This is a genomic window from Dyella japonica, assembly GCF_040545895.1.
Taxonomy (GTDB): Bacteria; Pseudomonadota; Gammaproteobacteria; order Xanthomonadales; family Rhodanobacteraceae; genus Dyella; species Dyella japonica_D.
This window is the reverse complement of sequence record NZ_JBEPMU010000005.1, coordinates 328,441-346,909: the sequence shown is the minus strand read 5'-3', so window position 1 is coordinate 346,909 and position 18,469 is coordinate 328,441. Positions and strand designations below refer to the sequence as shown.

The 18,469-nt window shown below is 64.1% G+C and carries 17 protein-coding genes and 1 tRNA gene; 5 read left to right on the top strand and 13 right to left on the bottom strand.

Translation table 11 applies throughout. The annotated features are described in order from the left end of the window. Nucleotides 1-140 precede the first annotated feature (140 nt). Nucleotides 141-1,502, top strand: a complete 1,362-nt coding sequence (locus ABIC75_RS17330; protein ID WP_354015140.1) for an AMP-binding protein — start codon at nucleotides 141-143, stop codon at nucleotides 1,500-1,502. 138 nt (nucleotides 1,503-1,640) lie between these two features. Here ABIC75_RS17330 and ABIC75_RS17325 read toward each other — a convergent pair whose 3' ends face one another. Further along, entirely contained in the window at nucleotides 1,641-1,892 is a 252-nt protein-coding gene (locus ABIC75_RS17325) for a GlsB/YeaQ/YmgE family stress response membrane protein (RefSeq protein WP_354015139.1), read from the bottom strand. Between the two features lie 364 nt (nucleotides 1,893-2,256). On the opposite strand from ABIC75_RS17325, the gene purD reads away from it, so the two are divergent. Further along, entirely contained in the window at nucleotides 2,257-3,540 is a 1,284-nt protein-coding gene (gene purD / locus ABIC75_RS17320) for a phosphoribosylamine--glycine ligase (RefSeq protein WP_354015138.1), read from the top strand. Between the two features lie 95 nt (nucleotides 3,541-3,635). On the opposite strand, the gene ABIC75_RS17315 is transcribed toward purD, so the two are convergent. The 3 genes from ABIC75_RS17315 to ABIC75_RS17305 form a co-directional block, all read right to left on the bottom strand. Beyond that, a complete protein-coding gene (locus ABIC75_RS17315; protein ID WP_354015137.1) occupies nucleotides 3,636-4,043 on the bottom strand; it encodes an SRPBCC family protein in 408 nt (135 codons plus the stop codon). 47 nt (nucleotides 4,044-4,090) lie between these two features. Next, nucleotides 4,091-4,537 carry an SRPBCC family protein gene (locus tag ABIC75_RS17310; protein ID WP_354015136.1) on the bottom strand — a complete coding sequence of 149 codons (447 nt, stop codon included), beginning with the start codon at nucleotides 4,535-4,537 and terminating at the stop codon, nucleotides 4,091-4,093. An 89-nt stretch (nucleotides 4,538-4,626) separates the two neighbouring features. After that, nucleotides 4,627-5,274, bottom strand: a complete 648-nt coding sequence (locus ABIC75_RS17305; RefSeq protein WP_354015135.1) for a dihydrofolate reductase family protein — start codon at nucleotides 5,272-5,274, stop codon at nucleotides 4,627-4,629. A 246-nt stretch (nucleotides 5,275-5,520) separates the two neighbouring features. On the opposite strand from ABIC75_RS17305, the gene ABIC75_RS17300 reads away from it, so the two are divergent. Further along, nucleotides 5,521-7,395: an MFS transporter gene (locus ABIC75_RS17300; RefSeq protein ID WP_354015134.1), complete on the top strand. Its 1,875-nt coding sequence runs from the start codon at nucleotides 5,521-5,523 to the stop codon at nucleotides 7,393-7,395. Nucleotides 7,396-7,441: 46 nt separating this feature from the next. Here ABIC75_RS17300 and ABIC75_RS17295 read toward each other — a convergent pair whose 3' ends face one another. From ABIC75_RS17295 to ABIC75_RS17260, 8 genes are all read right to left on the bottom strand, one after another. Next, entirely contained in the window at nucleotides 7,442-8,311 is an 870-nt protein-coding gene (locus ABIC75_RS17295) for a cobalamin biosynthesis protein (protein ID WP_354015133.1), read from the bottom strand. Nucleotides 8,312-8,445: 134 nt separating this feature from the next. After that, on the bottom strand, nucleotides 8,446-9,417 hold the full coding sequence (gene nudC / locus ABIC75_RS17290; protein WP_354015132.1) for an NAD(+) diphosphatase: 972 nt from the start codon (nucleotides 9,415-9,417) through the stop codon (nucleotides 8,446-8,448). A 13-nt stretch (nucleotides 9,418-9,430) separates the two neighbouring features. Further along, the gene (gene erpA, locus ABIC75_RS17285) at nucleotides 9,431-9,808 is read right to left on the bottom strand and encodes an iron-sulfur cluster insertion protein ErpA (protein ID WP_354015131.1); all 378 of its coding nucleotides are present in this window, start codon (nucleotides 9,806-9,808) and stop codon (nucleotides 9,431-9,433) included. Nucleotides 9,809-9,854: 46 nt separating this feature from the next. Next, entirely contained in the window at nucleotides 9,855-10,277 is a 423-nt protein-coding gene (locus ABIC75_RS17280; protein WP_354015130.1) for a bactofilin family protein, read from the bottom strand. Continuing rightward, nucleotides 10,264-11,016, bottom strand: coding sequence for a DUF6776 family protein (locus ABIC75_RS17275; RefSeq protein ID WP_354015129.1), 753 nt, complete (start codon nucleotides 11,014-11,016; stop codon nucleotides 10,264-10,266). The genes ABIC75_RS17280 and ABIC75_RS17275 overlap by 14 nt, the downstream gene beginning before the upstream one ends. Before the next feature lie 105 nt (nucleotides 11,017-11,121). Further along, a complete protein-coding gene (bfr, locus tag ABIC75_RS17270) occupies nucleotides 11,122-11,592 on the bottom strand; it encodes a bacterioferritin (RefSeq protein WP_204634695.1) in 471 nt (156 codons plus the stop codon). 139 nt (nucleotides 11,593-11,731) lie between these two features. Further along, entirely contained in the window at nucleotides 11,732-11,932 is a 201-nt protein-coding gene (locus ABIC75_RS17265) for a (2Fe-2S)-binding protein (protein ID WP_354015128.1), read from the bottom strand. A 383-nt stretch (nucleotides 11,933-12,315) separates the two neighbouring features. Further along, nucleotides 12,316-12,392: transfer RNA gene (locus tag ABIC75_RS17260), tRNA-Met, on the bottom strand. Between the two features lie 181 nt (nucleotides 12,393-12,573). Here ABIC75_RS17260 and ABIC75_RS17255 point away from each other — a divergent pair. Then, on the top strand, nucleotides 12,574-13,131 hold the full coding sequence (locus ABIC75_RS17255) for an RNA pyrophosphohydrolase (RefSeq protein ID WP_354015127.1): 558 nt from the start codon (nucleotides 12,574-12,576) through the stop codon (nucleotides 13,129-13,131). A 712-nt stretch (nucleotides 13,132-13,843) separates the two neighbouring features. Continuing rightward, a complete protein-coding gene (locus ABIC75_RS17250) occupies nucleotides 13,844-16,918 on the top strand; it encodes a TonB-dependent receptor (RefSeq protein WP_354015300.1) in 3,075 nt (1,024 codons plus the stop codon). Nucleotides 16,919-17,069: 151 nt separating this feature from the next. Here ABIC75_RS17250 and ABIC75_RS17245 read toward each other — a convergent pair whose 3' ends face one another. Next, the gene (locus tag ABIC75_RS17245) at nucleotides 17,070-18,236 is read right to left on the bottom strand and encodes a XylR family transcriptional regulator (protein WP_354015126.1); all 1,167 of its coding nucleotides are present in this window, start codon (nucleotides 18,234-18,236) and stop codon (nucleotides 17,070-17,072) included. Nucleotides 18,237-18,469 lie beyond the last annotated feature (233 nt).

Genomic DNA, 18,469 nt, shown 5'->3' with positions numbered 1-18,469 from the left:
CGCACGCCACGAGCTCTCAGTAGGGAGTGATTCAGTGGCTACCGCGAGGATGGGGATCATCGCGGGCACTCCTTTCCGTCCGCTCGTCGGGCCGGCGTGAGCCGGACCGAAAGGGCTGACTGCCGTCGTTGGAGAACACCTTGTCCATCGTTTTGGAAAACGTCCAGCTCGAACGGTCCGACCTTGAGCTGCCCTTGCTGGTCGCCGGTGCGGCCCACCGCCCGGTCGTATGGCGCCACGCAGGGCCGGTGAGCGCCGAGCGCTTCATGGCGCATGTGCAGGCGGTCGCCGAACAGCTTCCCGTGGCCACGGCCGCCGTGAACCTGTGCGAAGACCGCTACGCGTTCCTGGTGGCGTTCTGCGCCATCGCGTTGCGTGGCCAGACCAACCTGCTGCCGTCGTCCCGTGCCCCGCAGGCCGTCGCCGAGGTCATGGCCGCACATCCGGGCAGCTACGCGCTGGGTGAGCTGGCGCTGGATGCGCCGCCGGCGCACTACCGTCACCTTCCCAGCCTGATGGATCCGCCGACCGAAGGTGCCTCGTCGACGCCGTCACTGCCGGCCGACCAGGTGGTCGCCATCGGCTACACCTCCGGCTCCACCGGCACGCCCAAGGCCAACCCCAAGACCTGGGCCAGCTTCAACGCCAGCAATGCGGGCAACCTGCGCATGCTGCACGACTCGGTGGGCAAGCATTTCCACGTGGTCGCCACGGTGCCGCCGCAGCACATGTACGGCATGGAGATGTCGGTGCTGCTGCCCTTGCTCGACGACGTCGCCGTCCACGCCGGACGCCCCTTGCTGCCGGCCGACGTGGCGGCCGCGCTGGCCGAAGTGCCGGCGCCGCGCGTGCTGGTGACCACGCCGGTGCATCTGCGCGCCCTGCTGGAATCGGGCGTCGAGCTGCCGCCGATCGACGCCATGGTGTCGGCCACGGCGCCGATGCCGGTGGAACTCGCGAAGGCGGCCGAAGCGCGCTTTGGCGCCCCGCTGCTGGAAGTGTTCGGCTCCACCGAAACTTGCGTGTTCGCCAGCCGCCGCTCTGCCCACGACGAACCCTGGCTGCTGTACGACGACGTGCAACTGCACCCGCAGCCGGATGGCACGCAGGTCCGCGCACCGCAGCTGGACCAGCCGATGACGCTGGCGGACATCGTCACGCTGCACGACGGCGGCCGTCGCTTCCGCCTGTGCGGTCGCCATTCCGATCTGCTCGACATCGCCGGCAAGCGCGCCTCGCTGGGTGATCTGACGCGCCGACTGCAGGCCATTCCCGGCGTGCAGGATGGCGTGGTGTTCCAGCTGGAAAACGGCGATGCGCTGGGTGTGCATCGCATTGCCGCGCTGGCGGTGGCGCCGGGCATGGACGAGCAGACCATCCTCGATGCGTTTCGCCAGTCGGTGGATCCGGTGTTTCTGCCGCGGCCGCTGAAGTTGGTGGGGGCGTTGCCGAGGAACGAGACCGGCAAGTTGCCACGAGCGGCCCTCTTAGCGCTGCTCTGATTTCGCTTCCGACGGCTCATATAAGGCCGATGTCATCGCCTTCTTTCGACCAACGAACTGGTCATGGGCGCCTGAACGCATGCTGGCGAAAAGCGACCGGACCAACGCCACGGTTGGCCCGGTCGAGAGTTAGGTTGACTAAGCGCGCTTGACGAGCCGCGTGGCAAACAGCACCAACAGCGCTCCCCCTGTGGCGGTGATCAACGAGCCCAGCCAGCCCTCGCCGATGTGGATGCCGAGCACGCCGGCCAGCCACCCGCCGATGAAGGCACCAGCCACGCCCAGGACAATGTCCATCAGCAGACCGAAACCGCCGCCCTTCATCAACGTGCCGGCGAGCCAGCCCGCGACGGCACCGATAAGAACCCAGAAAACGAAACCATGCTGCATAAACAATCACTCCCATCCTTGTGATGAGAGGCCATGGTCACAGGCGCGAAGATTGCCGCCCATCGGACGAATCTGACGTCAGGGCGCCGCGGCAGGCAGGCCCTTGCCCCCGACCATGCCAGCGGAAGGCCCCGCAATCCTTGTCGCTACGCGCCCGGGCGGCCTCGGCGAACGGCGCACGCGCTTCTCGAGCGGAGGCGCGTTGCGCCGAGTACTCACCCACGACCATGCCTGTCAGTGGCCGGTTCCTGGCCGCGCGTTCGTGTCGAGGTTGGGCGCGTGTTGCGCTGCGAAATGGCGGGCCAACCCTTACAATGTGCCGTTGCGCCGGTCATGGTGCGTTCCCTTGGCAGTTGGAGTCCCCATGAAAGTCCTGGTCATCGGCAGCGGCGGGCGTGAACACGCGCTGGCGTGGAAGCTCAAGCAGTCGCCGCGCGTGAGCGAAGTGATCGTGGCGCCCGGCAACGCGGGCACTGCGCGCGAGAAGGGCGTGCGCAACGCCGATATCGCGGTGACGGACCTGGACGGTCTGTTCAAGCTGGCGAAGGACGAAAAAATCGCGCTGACCGTGGTGGGCCCGGAAGTGCCGCTGGTGGCGGGCGTGGTCGACAAGTTCCGCGCGGCGGGTCTGCGCTGCTTTGGCCCGCGCGCCGTCGCTGCGCAGCTGGAGGGTTCCAAGGCCTTCGCCAAGGACTTCCTGCTACGCCACAACATTCCCACCGCGCGCTATGCGGTATTCACCGAGCTCAATCCCGCGCTGGCCTATGTGCGCCAGCACGGCGCGCCCATCGTCATCAAGGCCGATGGCCTGGCGGCGGGCAAGGGCGTGGTGGTAGCGCTGACGCTGGCGGATGCCGAGCAGGCGCTGCACGACATGCTGGGCGCGCACCAGTTCGGCGATGCGTCCGCGCGCGTGGTGATCGAGGAGTTCCTCGATGGCGAAGAGGCCAGCTACATCGTGATGAGCGATGGCCAGCACGCACTGCCGATGGCCAGCAGCCAGGACCACAAGCGTCGCGACGAAGGCGACCTGGGCCCGAACACCGGCGGCATGGGCGCGTACTCGCCCGCGCCGGTGGTCACGCCCGAAGTCGAGAAGCGCATCCTCAAGGAAGTGATCGAGCCCACGCTGCGCGGCATGGCGATGGAAGGCGCGCCGTTCATCGGCTTCCTCTACGCCGGCCTGATGATCGACAAGAGCGGTGCACCCAAAGTCATCGAATTCAACGTGCGCTTCGGCGATCCGGAAACGCAGCCGATCATGCTGCGCCTGAAGTCGGATCTAGTGGACTTGATCGAGGCGGCGCTCGACGGCGAGCTGCACCACACCCACGTGCAGTGGGATGCGCGTCCCTCGCTCGGTGTGGTGATGGCCGCGGGTGGCTACCCGGGCAAGGTGCGCAGCGGCGACGTCATCACCGGCCTGGACAGCGACTTTGGTCCCGACGTGAAAGTGTTCCACGCGGGCACGCAGCTCGATGCGAACGGCAACGTGGTGACGGCCGGCGGTCGTGTGCTGACGGTGTGCGCGCTCGGCAAGGACATCGCCATCGCCCGCGCCAATGCTTACGGCGCGGTGGCGAAGATTCACTACGAAGGTGGTTTCTGCCGTCGCGACATTGCGCATCGCGCGCTGCATCGCGCCTGATATCGCCGCGCTTTTGTTCGCTTGAAGCCCCGGTCTTCCGGGGCTTTTTCTTGGTATTTACGGCCTCGTCGACGACGGCGATCCGCCGAAGCGCATCACGCCTGCTCCGAGATCCTCTTCAGGCCGCGCAATACATCGCCGAAATCGGCTGTGACTTCGGGCCCGATCACGTCCGCCTCGGGGCCGGTGATCCGCGTCGCATACGTCACCCTCGCCGTGCGTGGCGTGAGCGCCTCGATGCGGTGTTCCACGATCACGCGCGTCTCGTCGATCACCGTTTCATCGGTGAAGCCGCCCTGCTCCTCAACCGCAATCAATGTACTGACGAAGGCGTCAGTTCCCGGTGGCTGCATGGTGAAGGTGGTGCCCGTGATGAAAGGGCCGTGCAGCTCGATACGCTCGATGCCGGCGTTCCAGCGCCTCCACCCGGGCACATCCGCCAGCACGGACCATATCCGCGCGGGCGTGGCGTCGATCTCGATGCTCTCTTCATGCGTCCACATGACAACTCCTGTAAGTGGTGGAACGCGGGGCGTTCCGTGATGGCGGCTCAGCCGGGGATTTCGGGCTCGACCAACTGGGCCAGATGCAACAGCGACTCCTGCCAGCCGAGGTAGCAGCCGTCGACGGGAATCACGCTGGGAATGCCTTCCTGCACGATGTTCAACTCGGTGCCGCAGGTCACCCGCTTCAGGGTGATCGTGGTCTGCATCTCGCCGGGCAAGTTCGGATCATCGAAGCGGCAGCTGTAGCGAATGCGCTCACCCGGCACGAGTTCGTGGTACGTGCCGCCAAACGCGTGGCTTTGGCCATTGGTGAAGTTGGTGAACGACATCCGGTACGTGCCACCGACCTTGCCATCGAGTTGTTGCACGTTGCCGGTAAAGCCGTTCGGTGGCAGCCAGCGCGCCATCGCGTCGGCATCAAGAAAGGCGCGGTAGATCTTCTCGGGCGTGGCGCGAAGTACGCGATGCAGCTTGACGGTTCCGGTGCTCATGCGAAGGGCTCCTGGGCAGGGATCGGCGAGCCGCTGAATGGCCCGTCATCAATGCGACGAACGACGACACACCGTTTCGACATTCTTGTTCAATCGCGCCGACGCAGCGTGACATGCGTGGCGCGTTCACCGGCGACGCTGTCCGCGCACGCATAGCCCAGCGCCGGCAAGTCCAGGCCTTGGAACAAGGCTTCGCCATGACCCAGCAGCAACGGGCGCACGGCGAGATGCAGTTCGTCGAGCAGTCGCGCCTCAAGATACTGGCGGACCGTCGCCACGCCGCCACCTACGCGCACGTCGAGATCGCCGGCCGCGGCGCGCGCCTGTTCCAGCGCGGCATGGATGCCCTCGGTGACGAAGTGGAACGTGGTGCCGCCTGCCATGGTGAGCGGTGCGCGCGCGTGATGCGTCAAGACGAACACGGGCACGTGATACGGCGGCTCGTCGCCCCACCATCCCTTCCATTGGTCATCCGGCCACGGACCGCGAACCGGTCCGAACATGTTGCGTCCGAGGATCCACGCGCCGATGCCGTTGAAGCCCTGTTCGGCCATGGCGTTGTCCACGCCGGTCTCGCCGTCGCTGCCGCCGTGCATCCGCTGCCAGGCACGCGTGGGAAAGAACCACTCCATCAGCGCCATGCCGCCGACGCCAATGGGATTGTCCAGGTCCTGGTCGACGCTGGCGCCGTAACCATCGAGGGAAACGGCAAAACTCTGCACGCGAAGTTTCGACATGATCTGCGGCCCATGGGGAAGTGATCGAGCATGCGACGCATCACAGGCGGCGATTTCGACACGGTTCGGCGCAAGCGGCCATCGCGGCGCGCAGCATGACAGAAAGCGTGTCAACGACGTGAAAGGCGTAGCGGGTAACGCCGTGAATGCCGAACAGCCTGCTCCGGTCTGGCGCACGTGACGGCGGCCTGGTCCCCGCCGCGACGACTGCTATGCTGCCCGCGAGCCGCCACATCAAGACTGCGCATGAGCCAATTCAACCTGCTGGGAAGCCGACGTTTCGCGCCATTCTTCTGGACGCAGGCGCTGGGCGCGTTCAACGACAACGCGTTCCGCAATGCGATGGTCATGCTGGTGGCGTTCCAGATGGGACTGGATGACAAGACGGTGTCGCTGTACACCAATCTGGCGCCCGCATTGTTCATCCTGCCGTACTTCCTGTTTTCCGCCACGGCTGGCCAGCTGGCGGAGAAGTACGAGAAGTCGTGCATCATCCGCTACGTGAAGTTGTTCGAGATTGCCGCCATGGTGATTGCGGCCGTGGGCTTCTACACGCACCACACCACGCTGCTGCTGGTGGTGTTGTTCCTGATGGGGCTGCACTCCACCACCTTCGGGCCGATCAAGTACGCCATCCTGCCGCAGGCGTTGAAGCCGGAAGAGCTCGTCGGTGGCAACGGCCTGGTGGAGATGGGCACCCAACTGGCGATGCTCATCGGCATGATCGCCGGCAATTCGCTGATGCTTATCGCCGGCTACGGTCCCATCGCCGCATCGGCCACCACCATTCTCGTCGCGGTGCTTGGCTATCTGGCGAGTCGCCGCATTCCGCCCGCGCCGGCCACCGCGCCGGACTTGGTGTTCAACTGGAATCCCATCACCGAAACCGCGCGCGTGCTTGGCATCACCAAGAGCGATCGTCGCGTGTTCAACGCGGTGCTCGGCATTTCGTGGTTCTGGTTCTTCGGCACGGTGTTGATCGCGCAGTTGCCGAACTACACACGACTCAACCTGGGCGGCGACGGCTCGGTCAACACGTTGGTGCTCACGCTGTTTTCTCTCGGCACGGGCGTCGGTGCGCTGCTGTGCGAGCGCATGTCGGGGCGTCGCGTGGAAGTAGGCCTGGTGCCGCTGGGCGCGTTTGGCCTGACGGCGTTCGGCGTGGATCTTTATCTCGCGCATCCGCACTTGTCCACCGTGCATGGCCTGGACTGGATGGGCTTCGTGCGCAGCGCCGGAAGTTGGCGCGTGATGATGGACCTCACGCTGATCGGCGTGTTCAGCGGTTTCTACGTGGTGCCGCTGTTCGCCTATGTGCAGGCACGCACGCCGCGCGATCGCCTGTCGCGGGTCATCGCCGGAAACAACATCCTCAATGCGCTGTTCATCTGCGTGGCGTCGGGTTTCGGTCTGGCACTTGGCGCGATGGGTTTGAGTGCGGTGCAGATCTTCCTCGCGGCTGCCCTGCTCAACGTGGCGGTGGCGGCGTACATCTTCACCATCGTCCCCGAATTCCTGATGCGCTTCATCACCTGGGTGCTGGTGAACACGCTGTACCGCGTGCGGGTCGACGGCCTGGAGAACATTCCGGAGGAAGGGCCGGCCCTGCTCGTGTGCAACCACGTGAGCTTCATGGACCCGCTGTTGTTGATGGCGAATCTTCGTCGGCCGGCGCGCTTCGTCATGTACTACAAGATCTTCAACATCCCGGTGTTGAAGTTCGTGTTCCGCACCGCCAAGGCGATTCCCATCGCGGGACAAAAGGAAGATCCTGCCGTATTGCAGCGCGCCTACGACGCGGTGGATGCCGCACTTGCTGACGGCGAACTCGTCTGTATTTTTCCCGAGGGCGGCTTGACTAAGGACGGCGCCATCGCGCCATTCCGTCCGGGCGTGGCGCGAATCCTGGAGCGCCGCCCGGTGCCGGTGGTGCCGCTGGCCTTGCGTGGGCTGTGGGGTAGCGTGTGGAGCCGGCGCGATTCGATGATGCACCGCGCGCGCCTGCCGCGTCGCTTCCGCGCACGCGTGGAACTGGTGGCCGGTGCGCCTTACGCGCCGGTGGACGTGCAGTTGGACACGCTGGAAGCGCGCGTGCGGGAATTGCGCGGCGACTTCGCCTGACGGTTTCGTTAACGCTCGCGCATAGGCTGCGCGAGCGCCTGTTTGCTCAGGCCATCCAGCCCGCGAGCACCATCAGCGCGACCACGCTGAGCCAGGCCAGCAGCGCGCGCAGCAGGGCGCCGCGCAGGCGGATCAGTTCGCCCAGGGTGTCGATGCGCTCCTCGGCGTAACCGTCGCCGGCTTCGATATCCACCTGCACGTCGGCACGCGCGGCGGCACCGAGAAAACCAGGGCCCTCCACATACCAGCTGTTGGGCGATTGCTGCTGGTGCCAGCGCTTCCACGCGCCGATCACCGCATCCCAGTGGCCCACCAGCGCCAGGGTGAAGACCATCAGTTGCGCAGGCAGCCAGTCGGCCACGTTGGCAAAGGCGCGCGCGGCGTTGCGTGCGGCGCCGTCCAGGTGAAGGGTCTGGTCGCGGCCGAGCGTTTGCGCGAGGCGATAGAGCAGCGCGCCGGCAGGGCCGAGCAGGAAGAACCACAACAGCACGCCGAAGCGCCGGCGCAGCGCGGCGTAGGCGGTGGCTTCGCCGAGTGCCACGGCGTTCCAGCTCACCGGATCGCCATCATCGGAAAGCGCCTGCGCGGCGGCCTCGCGCGAAGGCTGGTCGGGTGCCTTGATGATGGCTTCAAGATCCGCTTCGTACGCGTGCGGACCGAAGCAGTACAACAGCACCAGCAGCGAGAAGATCAGGCGAAACAGTTCGCTGCCCGGCAACAGGCTGATCAGCCAGATCGCCACCAGGCAGAGCACCACCGGCACGCCCAGCGTCACCGCGACGCGCGCAGGGCCGCTGGTGTCGCCCAGTTGCGCCACCCAGCGTCGGAATCCACCGTCGCCGCGCCAATGCACGAGCTGCGGCATGACATGCACCAGGCCCAGTGCGATGAGTGCGGATAGCAAACTGACAGCCATGAACGCGTTTCTCCCTGTCGACGGGCGCATTGTAGGACAACGCCGTGACGGCTCAGTGGGTGCGATGGCCGTCGTGTTTTAGCTCGTCGTTCCAGGCGGTGTCCGCATGACGGCCTGGAAAAGCTGAGCGGAATTTAGCGCGTGCGTTGCGCCGCCAAATCGTCCAGCTCCAACCCCGCCTGCTGACGCAGCCAGTGTTCAAGCAAGCGATAGGACACCGACAGCGGCGGCGAGGGCAGGAAGCTGCCGTCGGCAATGCCGTCGACGATGTCCTGCGGCGTAAACCAGCGCGCTTCTTCCAGTTCCTGGTCGCGCAGGCGGATGGTGCGCGACACGGCCTTCGCCGTAAAACCCACCATCAACGATTGGGGCAACGGCCATGGCTGGGACGAGTGGTAATGCACCTCGCCCACGACGACACCGGATTCCTCGGCCACTTCACGGCGCACGGCATCTTCCAGTGCTTCGCCTGGCTCCACGAAACCCGCGAGCGTGGAGTAACGACCCTTGGGCCAGCCGGCTTGGCGGCCGAGCAGGCAGGCGCCCTCGTGTTCCACGATCACGATGACGGCGGCGTCGGTGCGCGGGAAATGCATGCGCCCGCATTCGGCGTTGGTGCATTGTGCGCGGTGGCCCGAGGCGACCAGCACCAGTGGCGAGCCGCAGTACGGGCAATGGCGCGTTTCGCGCTGCCAATGCACCAGCCCCTTCGCGTAGGCGAACAGGCCCGCTTCATCGGCGGGCAGCAGCAGCCCCACATCGCGCAGGCCGGCGCGGCGCGCGCTCAGTGCCTGCTCCAGTGCGGCGGCGCGATGCTCGTCGTCCACCGCCAGAAGAAAGGTGGGGCGTTCGTCGTTCAAGCCGAGGAAGCTGGCTTTCACGTCGCCCAGCAGGTGTTCGCGCTCGGCGCTGTCGAGCCAGCGCAGAGCCGCACCATCCGTTTGCAGATAGGTCTGGCCCAGCGGATCGATCAGCACGTAGCGCGCGCGATCGGACACCGCCTGCTCGTTCACCCACATCGACTCATCGCGCCGCTCGGCGACGCGATCGAGGATCAGGCTGAGTCCCGCGAAGGTATTGGGTCGCGACAAGGTGATGCGATCCATGCGGTGACGGCTCTCAGGTGGAGAAGGAGGAGCCGCAGCCGCAGGTGGTCTTGGCGTTGGGATTGCGGATGACGAACTGCGAGCCGCTCAGGCTTTCCGAATAATCGATCTCGGCGCCGGTGAGGTATTGCAGCGACAACGGGTCGACCAGCAGCGTGACGCCTTCGCGGTCGATCGCGAAGTCGTCTTCGGCGCGCGCTTCGTCGAAGGTGAAGCCGTACTGGAAGCCCGAGCAGCCGCCGCCGGTGATGTACACGCGCAGCTTCAGCTCCGGGTTGCCCTCTTCCTGGATGAGCTCGTGCACCTTGCGGGCCGCAGCCTCGGTGAACACCAGCGGGCTGCCGGCGCTGCGGTAGTCGGGAACGATGGGGAGGGGGACGACGGTATCCATGATGCTCAAGTGGGGATGCGACAACGCGTACGCAAGGATACCGCGATCAGGCCGGTACGGCTTCCGCGTCCCTCAGGGAGGGCGACGGCAGTTCGCGCGGCAGCTCGCCGGCCTGGTGGCTGATGCGGCCGTTCACCTGGGCGCCGGCGGCCATTTCCAGCGTGTGGTAGTGAACGTCGCCGACCACGCGGGCTTCCGGCGCCAGTTCCAGGCGTTCGGTGGCGTGGATGTCGCCGCGCACATGGCCGTTGATGATGGCGTGGGGCACGCGGATCTCGCCCTGCACATGGCCGTTTTCGCTGAGCGTGAACACGGCGCCGGCTTCCTCCGCGAGTACTTTTCCCACGATCTGTCCATCCAGGTGCAGGGCGCCGCTGAAGCGCACGTCGCCTTCGATGAGGGTGCCGCGGGCGATCAGGCTGGTGTCGTGGCTGGTGGGCGCGCGCTCGCTGCGCTTACGGTTGAGCATCTTGTTCCCCTTGGCTGGGTGTGAGGTGGCCGGACAGCGCGTCACCCCAGGCGACCGTGCGTGTCACCGGGTCGTCCCCGGTGGGCTGGGCCTTGATGATCAGGCGAGTGGGCCGGAAATCGGCGGGCAGCACAATGGTGCCCTGCAATTGTTGAAAGTATTTGAAGCGGAACGGGATGCCGTCGTGCTGGGCCGAATCGCCCAGGGATGCCCAGTCGATCTGCACCACTTTGTCGCCGCGCAGGCCTTCGACGCTCACTATCGCGTTGCCGGTCACGTCGTCGCCGCGCTTGGCGTTCTGGGTAAGGCTGAGGGTGAGGTTCCAGGCGTGGGAGTTGTCCACTGGCTGCAGGCGCACTTCCTGCACCTTGAGCCCTTCTCGCTGGGCGTCGCCGCCGGTGAGGCGGGAGTAGAAGCCCAGGTCGGCGCGCAGGCCGCTGATTTCCTCTTCGCGCTCGGCCAATGTCTTGCGCAGGGAGCGGGTAGCGATGTCGGTCACTTGGCCGGCACGCTGCAGGTTGGTCACCTGCTGCTGGAGGTCGTCGTTCTGGCGAGCCAGCGCCTTGAGCTGGCGTTCCTCGCCGGCGGCCGGCGTGGTGTGGCGGGCGATGCCGCCGACCACCAGGGCCACCAGCACCAGGCTGACCAGCCAGGCCGCGCCCAGCCACAGCGCGCGACGCCGCCCGACGGACGCGTCGTGCGGACGTACCACGAAGCGCGGCGGTGGACGTGAAACCATGCGCGGCTTTCCCGGGGGAAAACCAACGTATAGCCCTGCCGTGTAGAAAGCGTCAAGGAACGGCGGCACGCTTTGGGCCGCCGTCCGGGAGTGCCGAATGGCCGATCAGCTGTCGATCTTGGACTGCAGGTAGCGCTCGGCGCTGAGGTCCTTGATCAGGCTGAACTGGGTTTCCAGCCAGTCGATGTGTTCTTCCTCGTCGTGGAGGATGTTCTTGAACAGGTCGCGGCTGACGAAGTCGGCAATGCTCTCGCTGTGGACGATGGCTTCGCGCAGATCCTTCACCGCGGCCATTTCCAGGTCCAGGTCGCCCTGCAGGCATTCCACCGGATTCTCGCCGATGCGCAGCTTGCCCAGGTGCTGCAGGTTCGGCAGGCCATCGAGGAACAGGATGCGCTCGACCAGGTTGTCGGCGTGCTTCATTTCCTCGATCGACTCCTTCCTCTCGTGCTCGGCCAGCTCGTCGTAGCCCCAGTCCTTGTACATGCGGTAATGCAGCCAGTACTGGTTGATCGCGGTCAACTCGTTGTAGAGGACCTTGTTGAGGAATTCGATGACCTTGGCGTCGCCCTTCATGGGAAGTCTCCTTGCAGCGCAGAAGACGACTATACGGCGTCTTTTTCAGCCTTGTCGGAACGAGAATGACTAAGAGTTGCGCATGCAAAAACGCGCAGCCAAGGCCGCGCGTTTCAGGAAAATCGTGAGGTCCGCCGGGTCAGGCGATGGCGACCACCGGCAGCGACGAAAGCACCTGCTGCACCGCCTTGTCCAACGTGGCGCGGGCTTCCTGTTCGCAGCAACCGCAGCAGTCCGAACAGCCGGTACGCGCCTGCAGCTCGGCAAACTGATGGACGCCCTCGGAGGCGGCTCGGCGGATGTCGCCGTCCGTGACGGCGTTGCACATGCAGATATACATGGCACATATGGGAACGCAAATGCGAATGATTGTCAACTCAATGCTCGGGGGTGGATCGGCGGGTGCGTTCAGGTGCCATCTGGGTTGGCCAACTAGCTGCTGCGGGCCAGATGGGCAAGCGCACTCAGGCCTCGCGGCCAAACCTTGGCTTGGCCATGGGTTTTTCGGGCAGGCCTTGCGATGTCGGCCGCCCGCTGGCGCGAGAAGCCATGACGTCCGAGGTCGTCGGCAAGGCGCTTCGCGCAAGAAGATTTCTAAGGACGATTCGGGCCAATGCGAAGAAACAGGAAAACCGCTAACGCAGCGCTTCTGGAGAGTGCGCGTGAGACGCCCGAAGGTTCGAAAGGCGGAGAAGGCAGGTCTCTTTAAGGCCTAAAGAGACATGGTGGCTATGGGTGGACTCGAACCACCGACCCCAGCATTATGAGTGCTGTGCTCTAACCGGCTGAGCTACATAGCCTTGGGTGCCGCCCGCCCTTGCATCGACGCGGTGTCGACCAGGCAGGGCCCGGCAGTGTAGTGGCCCCCGATCCCGGGTTCAAGGGGTGCGGTTGCTCCACCTTCCTGCGCTGTGCTTGAATCGACCATGAGCCATGGCGGTTCTGGTTGTTCGTCGTACCCGCCGGGTTTCAGGAGGCAACATGATCGACGTCGATGGTTATCGTCCGAATGTAGGCATCGTTCTGCTCAACGCAGACGGCCGGCTGTTCTGGGCGCGTCGCGTCAATCGGGATGGTTGGCAGTTTCCCCAGGGCGGCATGCGCAGCGATGAAACGCCGCTTGAAGCCATGTACCGCGAGCTGGAAGAAGAGACCGGCCTCGCCCCCCATCATGTCGAAGTGATCGGTGCCACGCGCGGCTGGCTGCGCTATCGCCTGCCCAGCCGTTACGTTCGCCACCACCAGCACCCGACCTGCATCGGCCAGAAGCAGGTGTGGTTCCTTTTGCGCCTCGTGGGCAATGAAGAAGCCTTGCGCCTGGATGCCTGCGAAAAGCCCGAGTTCGATCACTGGCGCTGGGTGGATTTCTGGTACCCGGCCGCACACGTCGTGAACTTCAAGCGACAGGTGTATGAGCGCGCGCTACGTCATTTTGCCCCCTTGGTGGAATCGCTCCTCAGCGTGCAGTTAGGCGATCTGCCGCATCGCGACGTCTCCGCTGCTGGCGATACCCCGCGCAAAGGCAAAGCCGCCGCCTGATCTTGGCCGGTTACCTCGGCACTTTCTCTTCCTCGTTCGTCAACAGCGCCAGTTCGCGTTGGAAATGTGCGTGCGGTATCTGAGCCGCCGCTGCCTTGCTGCGCGCCCCAAATAATCGACGCGCTATTCGCTGGTCATGGGACGGCTCCTTTGAGCCATCAACACGAACACGCCGTGCCGAATTTCCGTTGAGAACGGCTAGCGGAAGCCATGGAGATCTTCTGCGCGAATCGATAGTGCCGCAGGTTCCGAAGATTGTGGCCTCCCGGTTGCAGCCCAGTGATCCGTATGTGCGGCAAGACACATGGGTGCTGCCCATGCATTGATCCGGTATCGAGATCAGCGAAGCGGATGCTTGATTCCGGCCCATGTAATGGATCGATTCAATTCAATAAAGAGTGATGTCCCTCTGCAATGGCATGCCGCCCGCATTTTCATCAGACGTCTTCTCGGATTATTCCGATGCATTCGCCATTCGGAGCGAATTTGCCGCGAGAGCAAACGAATAATCATTAGAGCACTCCCGCATTTTCATAATTGCCCGCCAGCACGACGTCCTATTCACTACGCAAACGCCGAAGACTGATTAACCGACTGTTCTGCCACGTGCTCCAGCGAGCCAGGCTTCCAGCGTGACGAGAAACCGGGAGGCCGAGAGGCGTGAGCCATCGGCGGCAATATTTGCGGGAGGGGACAATCCATGAAAGACCGTATGCAATCACCGGTGCTGCAGCACCGGGTGTATCCGCTTGTGGGCGCAGCGCCGTCGCGCCGCCGGCTGGCAGCAGGTATCGCGCTGGGCCTGGCATTGATTTATATGCCGTCCACGGGCTTTGCGCAGGACGCTAATCAGCAGACGGAAATGTCTTCGTCGGCGTCGGCAAAGAAAGATGCCAAGGCTGATGAAAAGAAAAAGGTCGACGACAAGAAAGACGTCCAAAACCTCGATGGCGTTACCGTCACCGGCATTCGCGCCAGCCTTGAGTCGTCGCAGTCGTTGAAGCAGAACGCGAGCCAGATCGTGGATTCCGTCACCGCGACGGACATGAACGCCTTGCCCGACCGCAGCGTGACTGAAACCCTGCAGCGCATCAGTGGCGTGACGGTGGATCACTTCCTGGCCGACAACGATCCGGACCATCCCTCGTCCGAAGGCAGTGGGGTGCTCATCCGCGGTCTGCCCTACGTGGCCAGCCAGCTCAATGGTCGCGACAGTTTCTCCGCCAACAACGGCCGTTCGCTGGGTTTCGAGGACGTGCCGGCCGAACTGATGGCTGGCGTGGACGTCTACAAGAACCCGTCGGCGGAGCTGATCGAAGGCGGCATCGCCGGCACGGTGAATTTGCGCACGCGCATGCCATTCGATAACCCGGGCCAGGTGATCAGCTTCTCCACCGGCATCAATGAAGGCGACATGGCCAAGAAGAGCAAGCCATCGGCGTCGTTCCTGTACAGCAACCGCTGGAAGTCGGACAGCCTCGGTGAGTTCGGCGCACTGTTCGACGTGTCGTACTCGGAACTGGCGTCGCGCAACGACGGCATCCAGACCAACCCATATGTCATGCGGCCCAACGCGACGGACACGGCGTACTACGCGCCCAATATCGCCGCCGGTTCGCCTACCAGTACGGTGTACGTGCCGGGCGACATCAACTGGCTGGAAATGCAGATGCAGCGTCGGCGCATCGGCCTGTACGGCGCCCTCCAGTGGCGCCCCACCAACGATCTGGAGTTCTACTCGCAGTTCTTCCGCTCCGACTACAACCTGGAGTGGGACCAGCACAACGTGCAGACGAACGAGAGCGCGTACAACAACGTGCTGCCTGCGCCGGGCACGGCGTTCAACTACAACAGCCAAGGCATCTTCCAGAGCGGCACCATCGCGTCCAACGCGTGGCGCGGAGACCCGTCGATGGGCATACCCGACGGCTATGTGAACTACTACACCGATAACCGCATCCAGCACCAGCACACGCGCACCACGGACTGGTCGAACGGCTTCAAATACAACATCAACGACCACATGCTGCTGAGCGGCGACTTCCAGTTCGTGAAGTCGACCAGCGACATGCAGGACTTCTCGGTGTTCGGTCAGTTCTACATGCCGCCGGCCCAAGTGAGCGTGGCCGGCACGCCGAGCCTGACCCTGGCCGATCCCAGCTATCTCGCCAACCCGGGCAACTACTATCTCGGCGCGGCCATGGATCACCTGGAGTACGACTACGCCGTGCAGCGCACGGCGCGCCTGGACCTGGAGTACAACTTTCAGGACAGCCATTGGCTGCAGTTCTTCCGCGTCGGCGTGCGCGCCACCAACCGCGATGCGTCCAGCAACAACACCGGTGGCAATTACAACTGGGGTCCGATCAGCCAGATATGGAGCGCGTCGAACTACACATCGACGGGCCTTGACTGGTTCAACCAGATTCCTTCCTGGATGTCCCAGCAGTATTCGATGTCCAACTTCTACCGTGGTGCGAAGTTGCCGACCACGCTGTGGTTCCCGAGCTATGCGCTGGTGAGCAACTACGCGAAGGCCATCCAGGCGCTCTATGCAATCGAATCGCCCGGTGGCTGGCAGGCGCAGGTCCCGGGCCTGCCGGGCGAAAACAATCATCAGGACGAAGATACCAAGGCCATCTACGGCTCCCTGTATTTCGGCAGCGAGGACGCGTTGGGCATTCCCTTCGACGGCAATATCGGCCTGCGCTACGTGAAGACGGATGTGAGTGCCAACGGCGCCATCCAGTTTCCTTCGTCCAGCAACATCAGCGGCAGCACGGCCAATTTGACGCCCGCTCAACTGGCCCTGTTCAGCGGCGCCTACGTGCCGATTTCCGGCGAAGGCAGTTACCACAACCTGCTGCCCAGCCTGAATGTGCGCTTCAAGTTGACCGATGAATTGCAGCTGCGCCTGGCCGCGTCGAAGGCGATGACGCGCCCGGACATCAACCAGCTCAATTCGTACATGAAGCTTGGCGCCTCGTGGGGCGGCCCGGCGGGTCAGGAGCCGACCATCACCGGCTGGACCGCCAGCACCGGCGGCAATCCGAACCTGAAGCCGCTGGAGGCCAACCAGTTCGATTCCGCGCTGGAATGGTACTTCTCGCCCACCGGCATGCTGTACACGACGGTGTTCTACAAGAAGATCAAGAACTACATCACCAACGAAGTCACCACGGAGACTATCCAAGGCCAGGATTTTGCGGTGACCGGGCCGCGGAATGCCGGCGACGGCAACGTGAAGGGCGTTGAGGCCGGTTACTCGCAGTTCTTCGATTTCCTGCCGGGTGCATGGAAGGGTCTGGGCGTACAGGCCAACTACACCTTCCTGCGCAGCAGCAAGATCGCTGGCACCACTTCGTGCGATCCCGACCATGCCAACGGTTCGTGCGGCGCGGATTACATCGTCACCAATCCGCCGCTGCCCATGGCCGGCCTGTCCCAGAACAGCTACAACCTCATCGGCATGTACGAGTACGGCAACTGGTCGGCACGCGTGGCATGGTCGTGGCGCAGCCGCTACCTGATCACCGCGGAGGACTCGGGCGACACTTATTTGCCCATGTGGAACGACGCATATGGCCAGCTTGATGCGTCGGTGTTCTACCACATCAACAAGAACATGCAGGTGGGCCTGCAGATGAACAACCTCACCAACGCCACCACGCGCGTGTTGATGGGCCCGGCTTCCTACGTCAATGGCGTGGTGGATCCGAACCTGTACACCCGCGCCATCTTCGAGAACGATCGACGTTACGAGTTGGTATTTCGCGCAACCTTCTGAGTAGATGTCGTGGACAGGCGGTTGCGCGCCTGTCCACGATTGACCCGTTGCCGGCACGCCTGCGCGCTGGCAACGATGCGACGAATCGATGTCTTGCACGCGCGCAGGCGCGGCGACGGCTTCCTGGCTCGCTAGCGTGACAGACCTGCTGCTAGGCCTTCAGCCGGTCGAGATATTGCCGGGGCGTGCAGTTGAACTCGCGCCGGAACACCAGGTACATGTACTGGAGAGAGGTGAAGCCGCTGCGAATCGCCACGTCGGTGAGCGATATGGCCGGCTCCGACAACAGGTCCCGCGCACGTTCCAGCTTGTGTTCCAGGATCACCTGGTGCACCGACTTCTTGAGCTCGCGCTTGAAGTGTTCTTCCAGCAGCGTGCGCGAGACCCCGACATAACTGGCCACCTGCTCGGTCTTGATGCCCATGCAGGCATATTGGCGGATGTAATGCCGCGCGCGCATCACATGTGGGCTGCGTATGCACTGGTACTGGCTGCTGGCCTGCACGTTGATGCCGGTCGGCGCCACCAGCACGCGCGCGCTGGAACAATCCCCGCCATGCAGCATCTGATGCAGCAGCTGCGCGGCGGTGCGGCCCATCTCTTCCGCACCCTGCATCACCGAGGTCAGGCGTATGCAGCTGAGCACTTGTACGATCGGGTCGTTGTCGATGCCGATGATCGCCACCTGTTCGGGTACCGGCACGTCACCGACGATGCAGGCCTGCAGCAGTTGCCGTGCGCGGGCGTCCGTGGCAGCGATGATGCCGATAGGCTTGGGCAGCGAACGAACCCACTCCACCACTTCCTGTTGCGCGCGACCCCAGCCGCCCGCGCTGGTGGGCGAGCCGTGATAGACGATGCCTTCGAGTCCGTCGGCCGCGGTGAGGCGACGGAACCACATCTCGCGTTCGTTCGCCCAGCGGTTGTCCGCTTCGGGCGGCTTGCCGAAGAACGCGAAGCGCTGCAGCCCATGCTCGATCAGATGGCCATACGCCAGTTGCACCAGCTTCTTGTTGTCCGTGGCCACGTAGGGAACGCCCGCCGGATAATGCGATTCATCGGCGTAGGAGCCGCCGACCGCCACCACGGGAATAGGCAGCGCCGACACGGCCTCGGCCACGACGGGATCATCGAAGTCGGCGATGATCCCGTCGCCGCGCCACTGGCGTATGCCCACAATGCGACTGCGGAAATCTTCTTCCATGAAGAGGTCCCACTTTACGCGTGTAAAGGTGAGGTACTGACCGATGCCCGCGATGACCTGCCTGTCGTAGACCTTGTTGGCATTGAAAAGCAGCGCGATCCGATGCGGCAGCATTCAGCGATCCTTGGTGGTGACTCGTGGTGGAAACTATCGCCTCGTATGGGCGACGACACGTTGCGGCGCGTCAACCTATGCCAAGGCGGTAAGCGCCTGGCAGCGTGTGCAACGGGACGACGAAACGTGATTTGGACGGCCAAACTCCCGGTCCACGCCCGTTGTCGCGCAATCTACATCCGTCCGTGCCGCAGGTCTGTCAGGTGCCTGGGGTCGTTTCAGCCCGAGCGTCC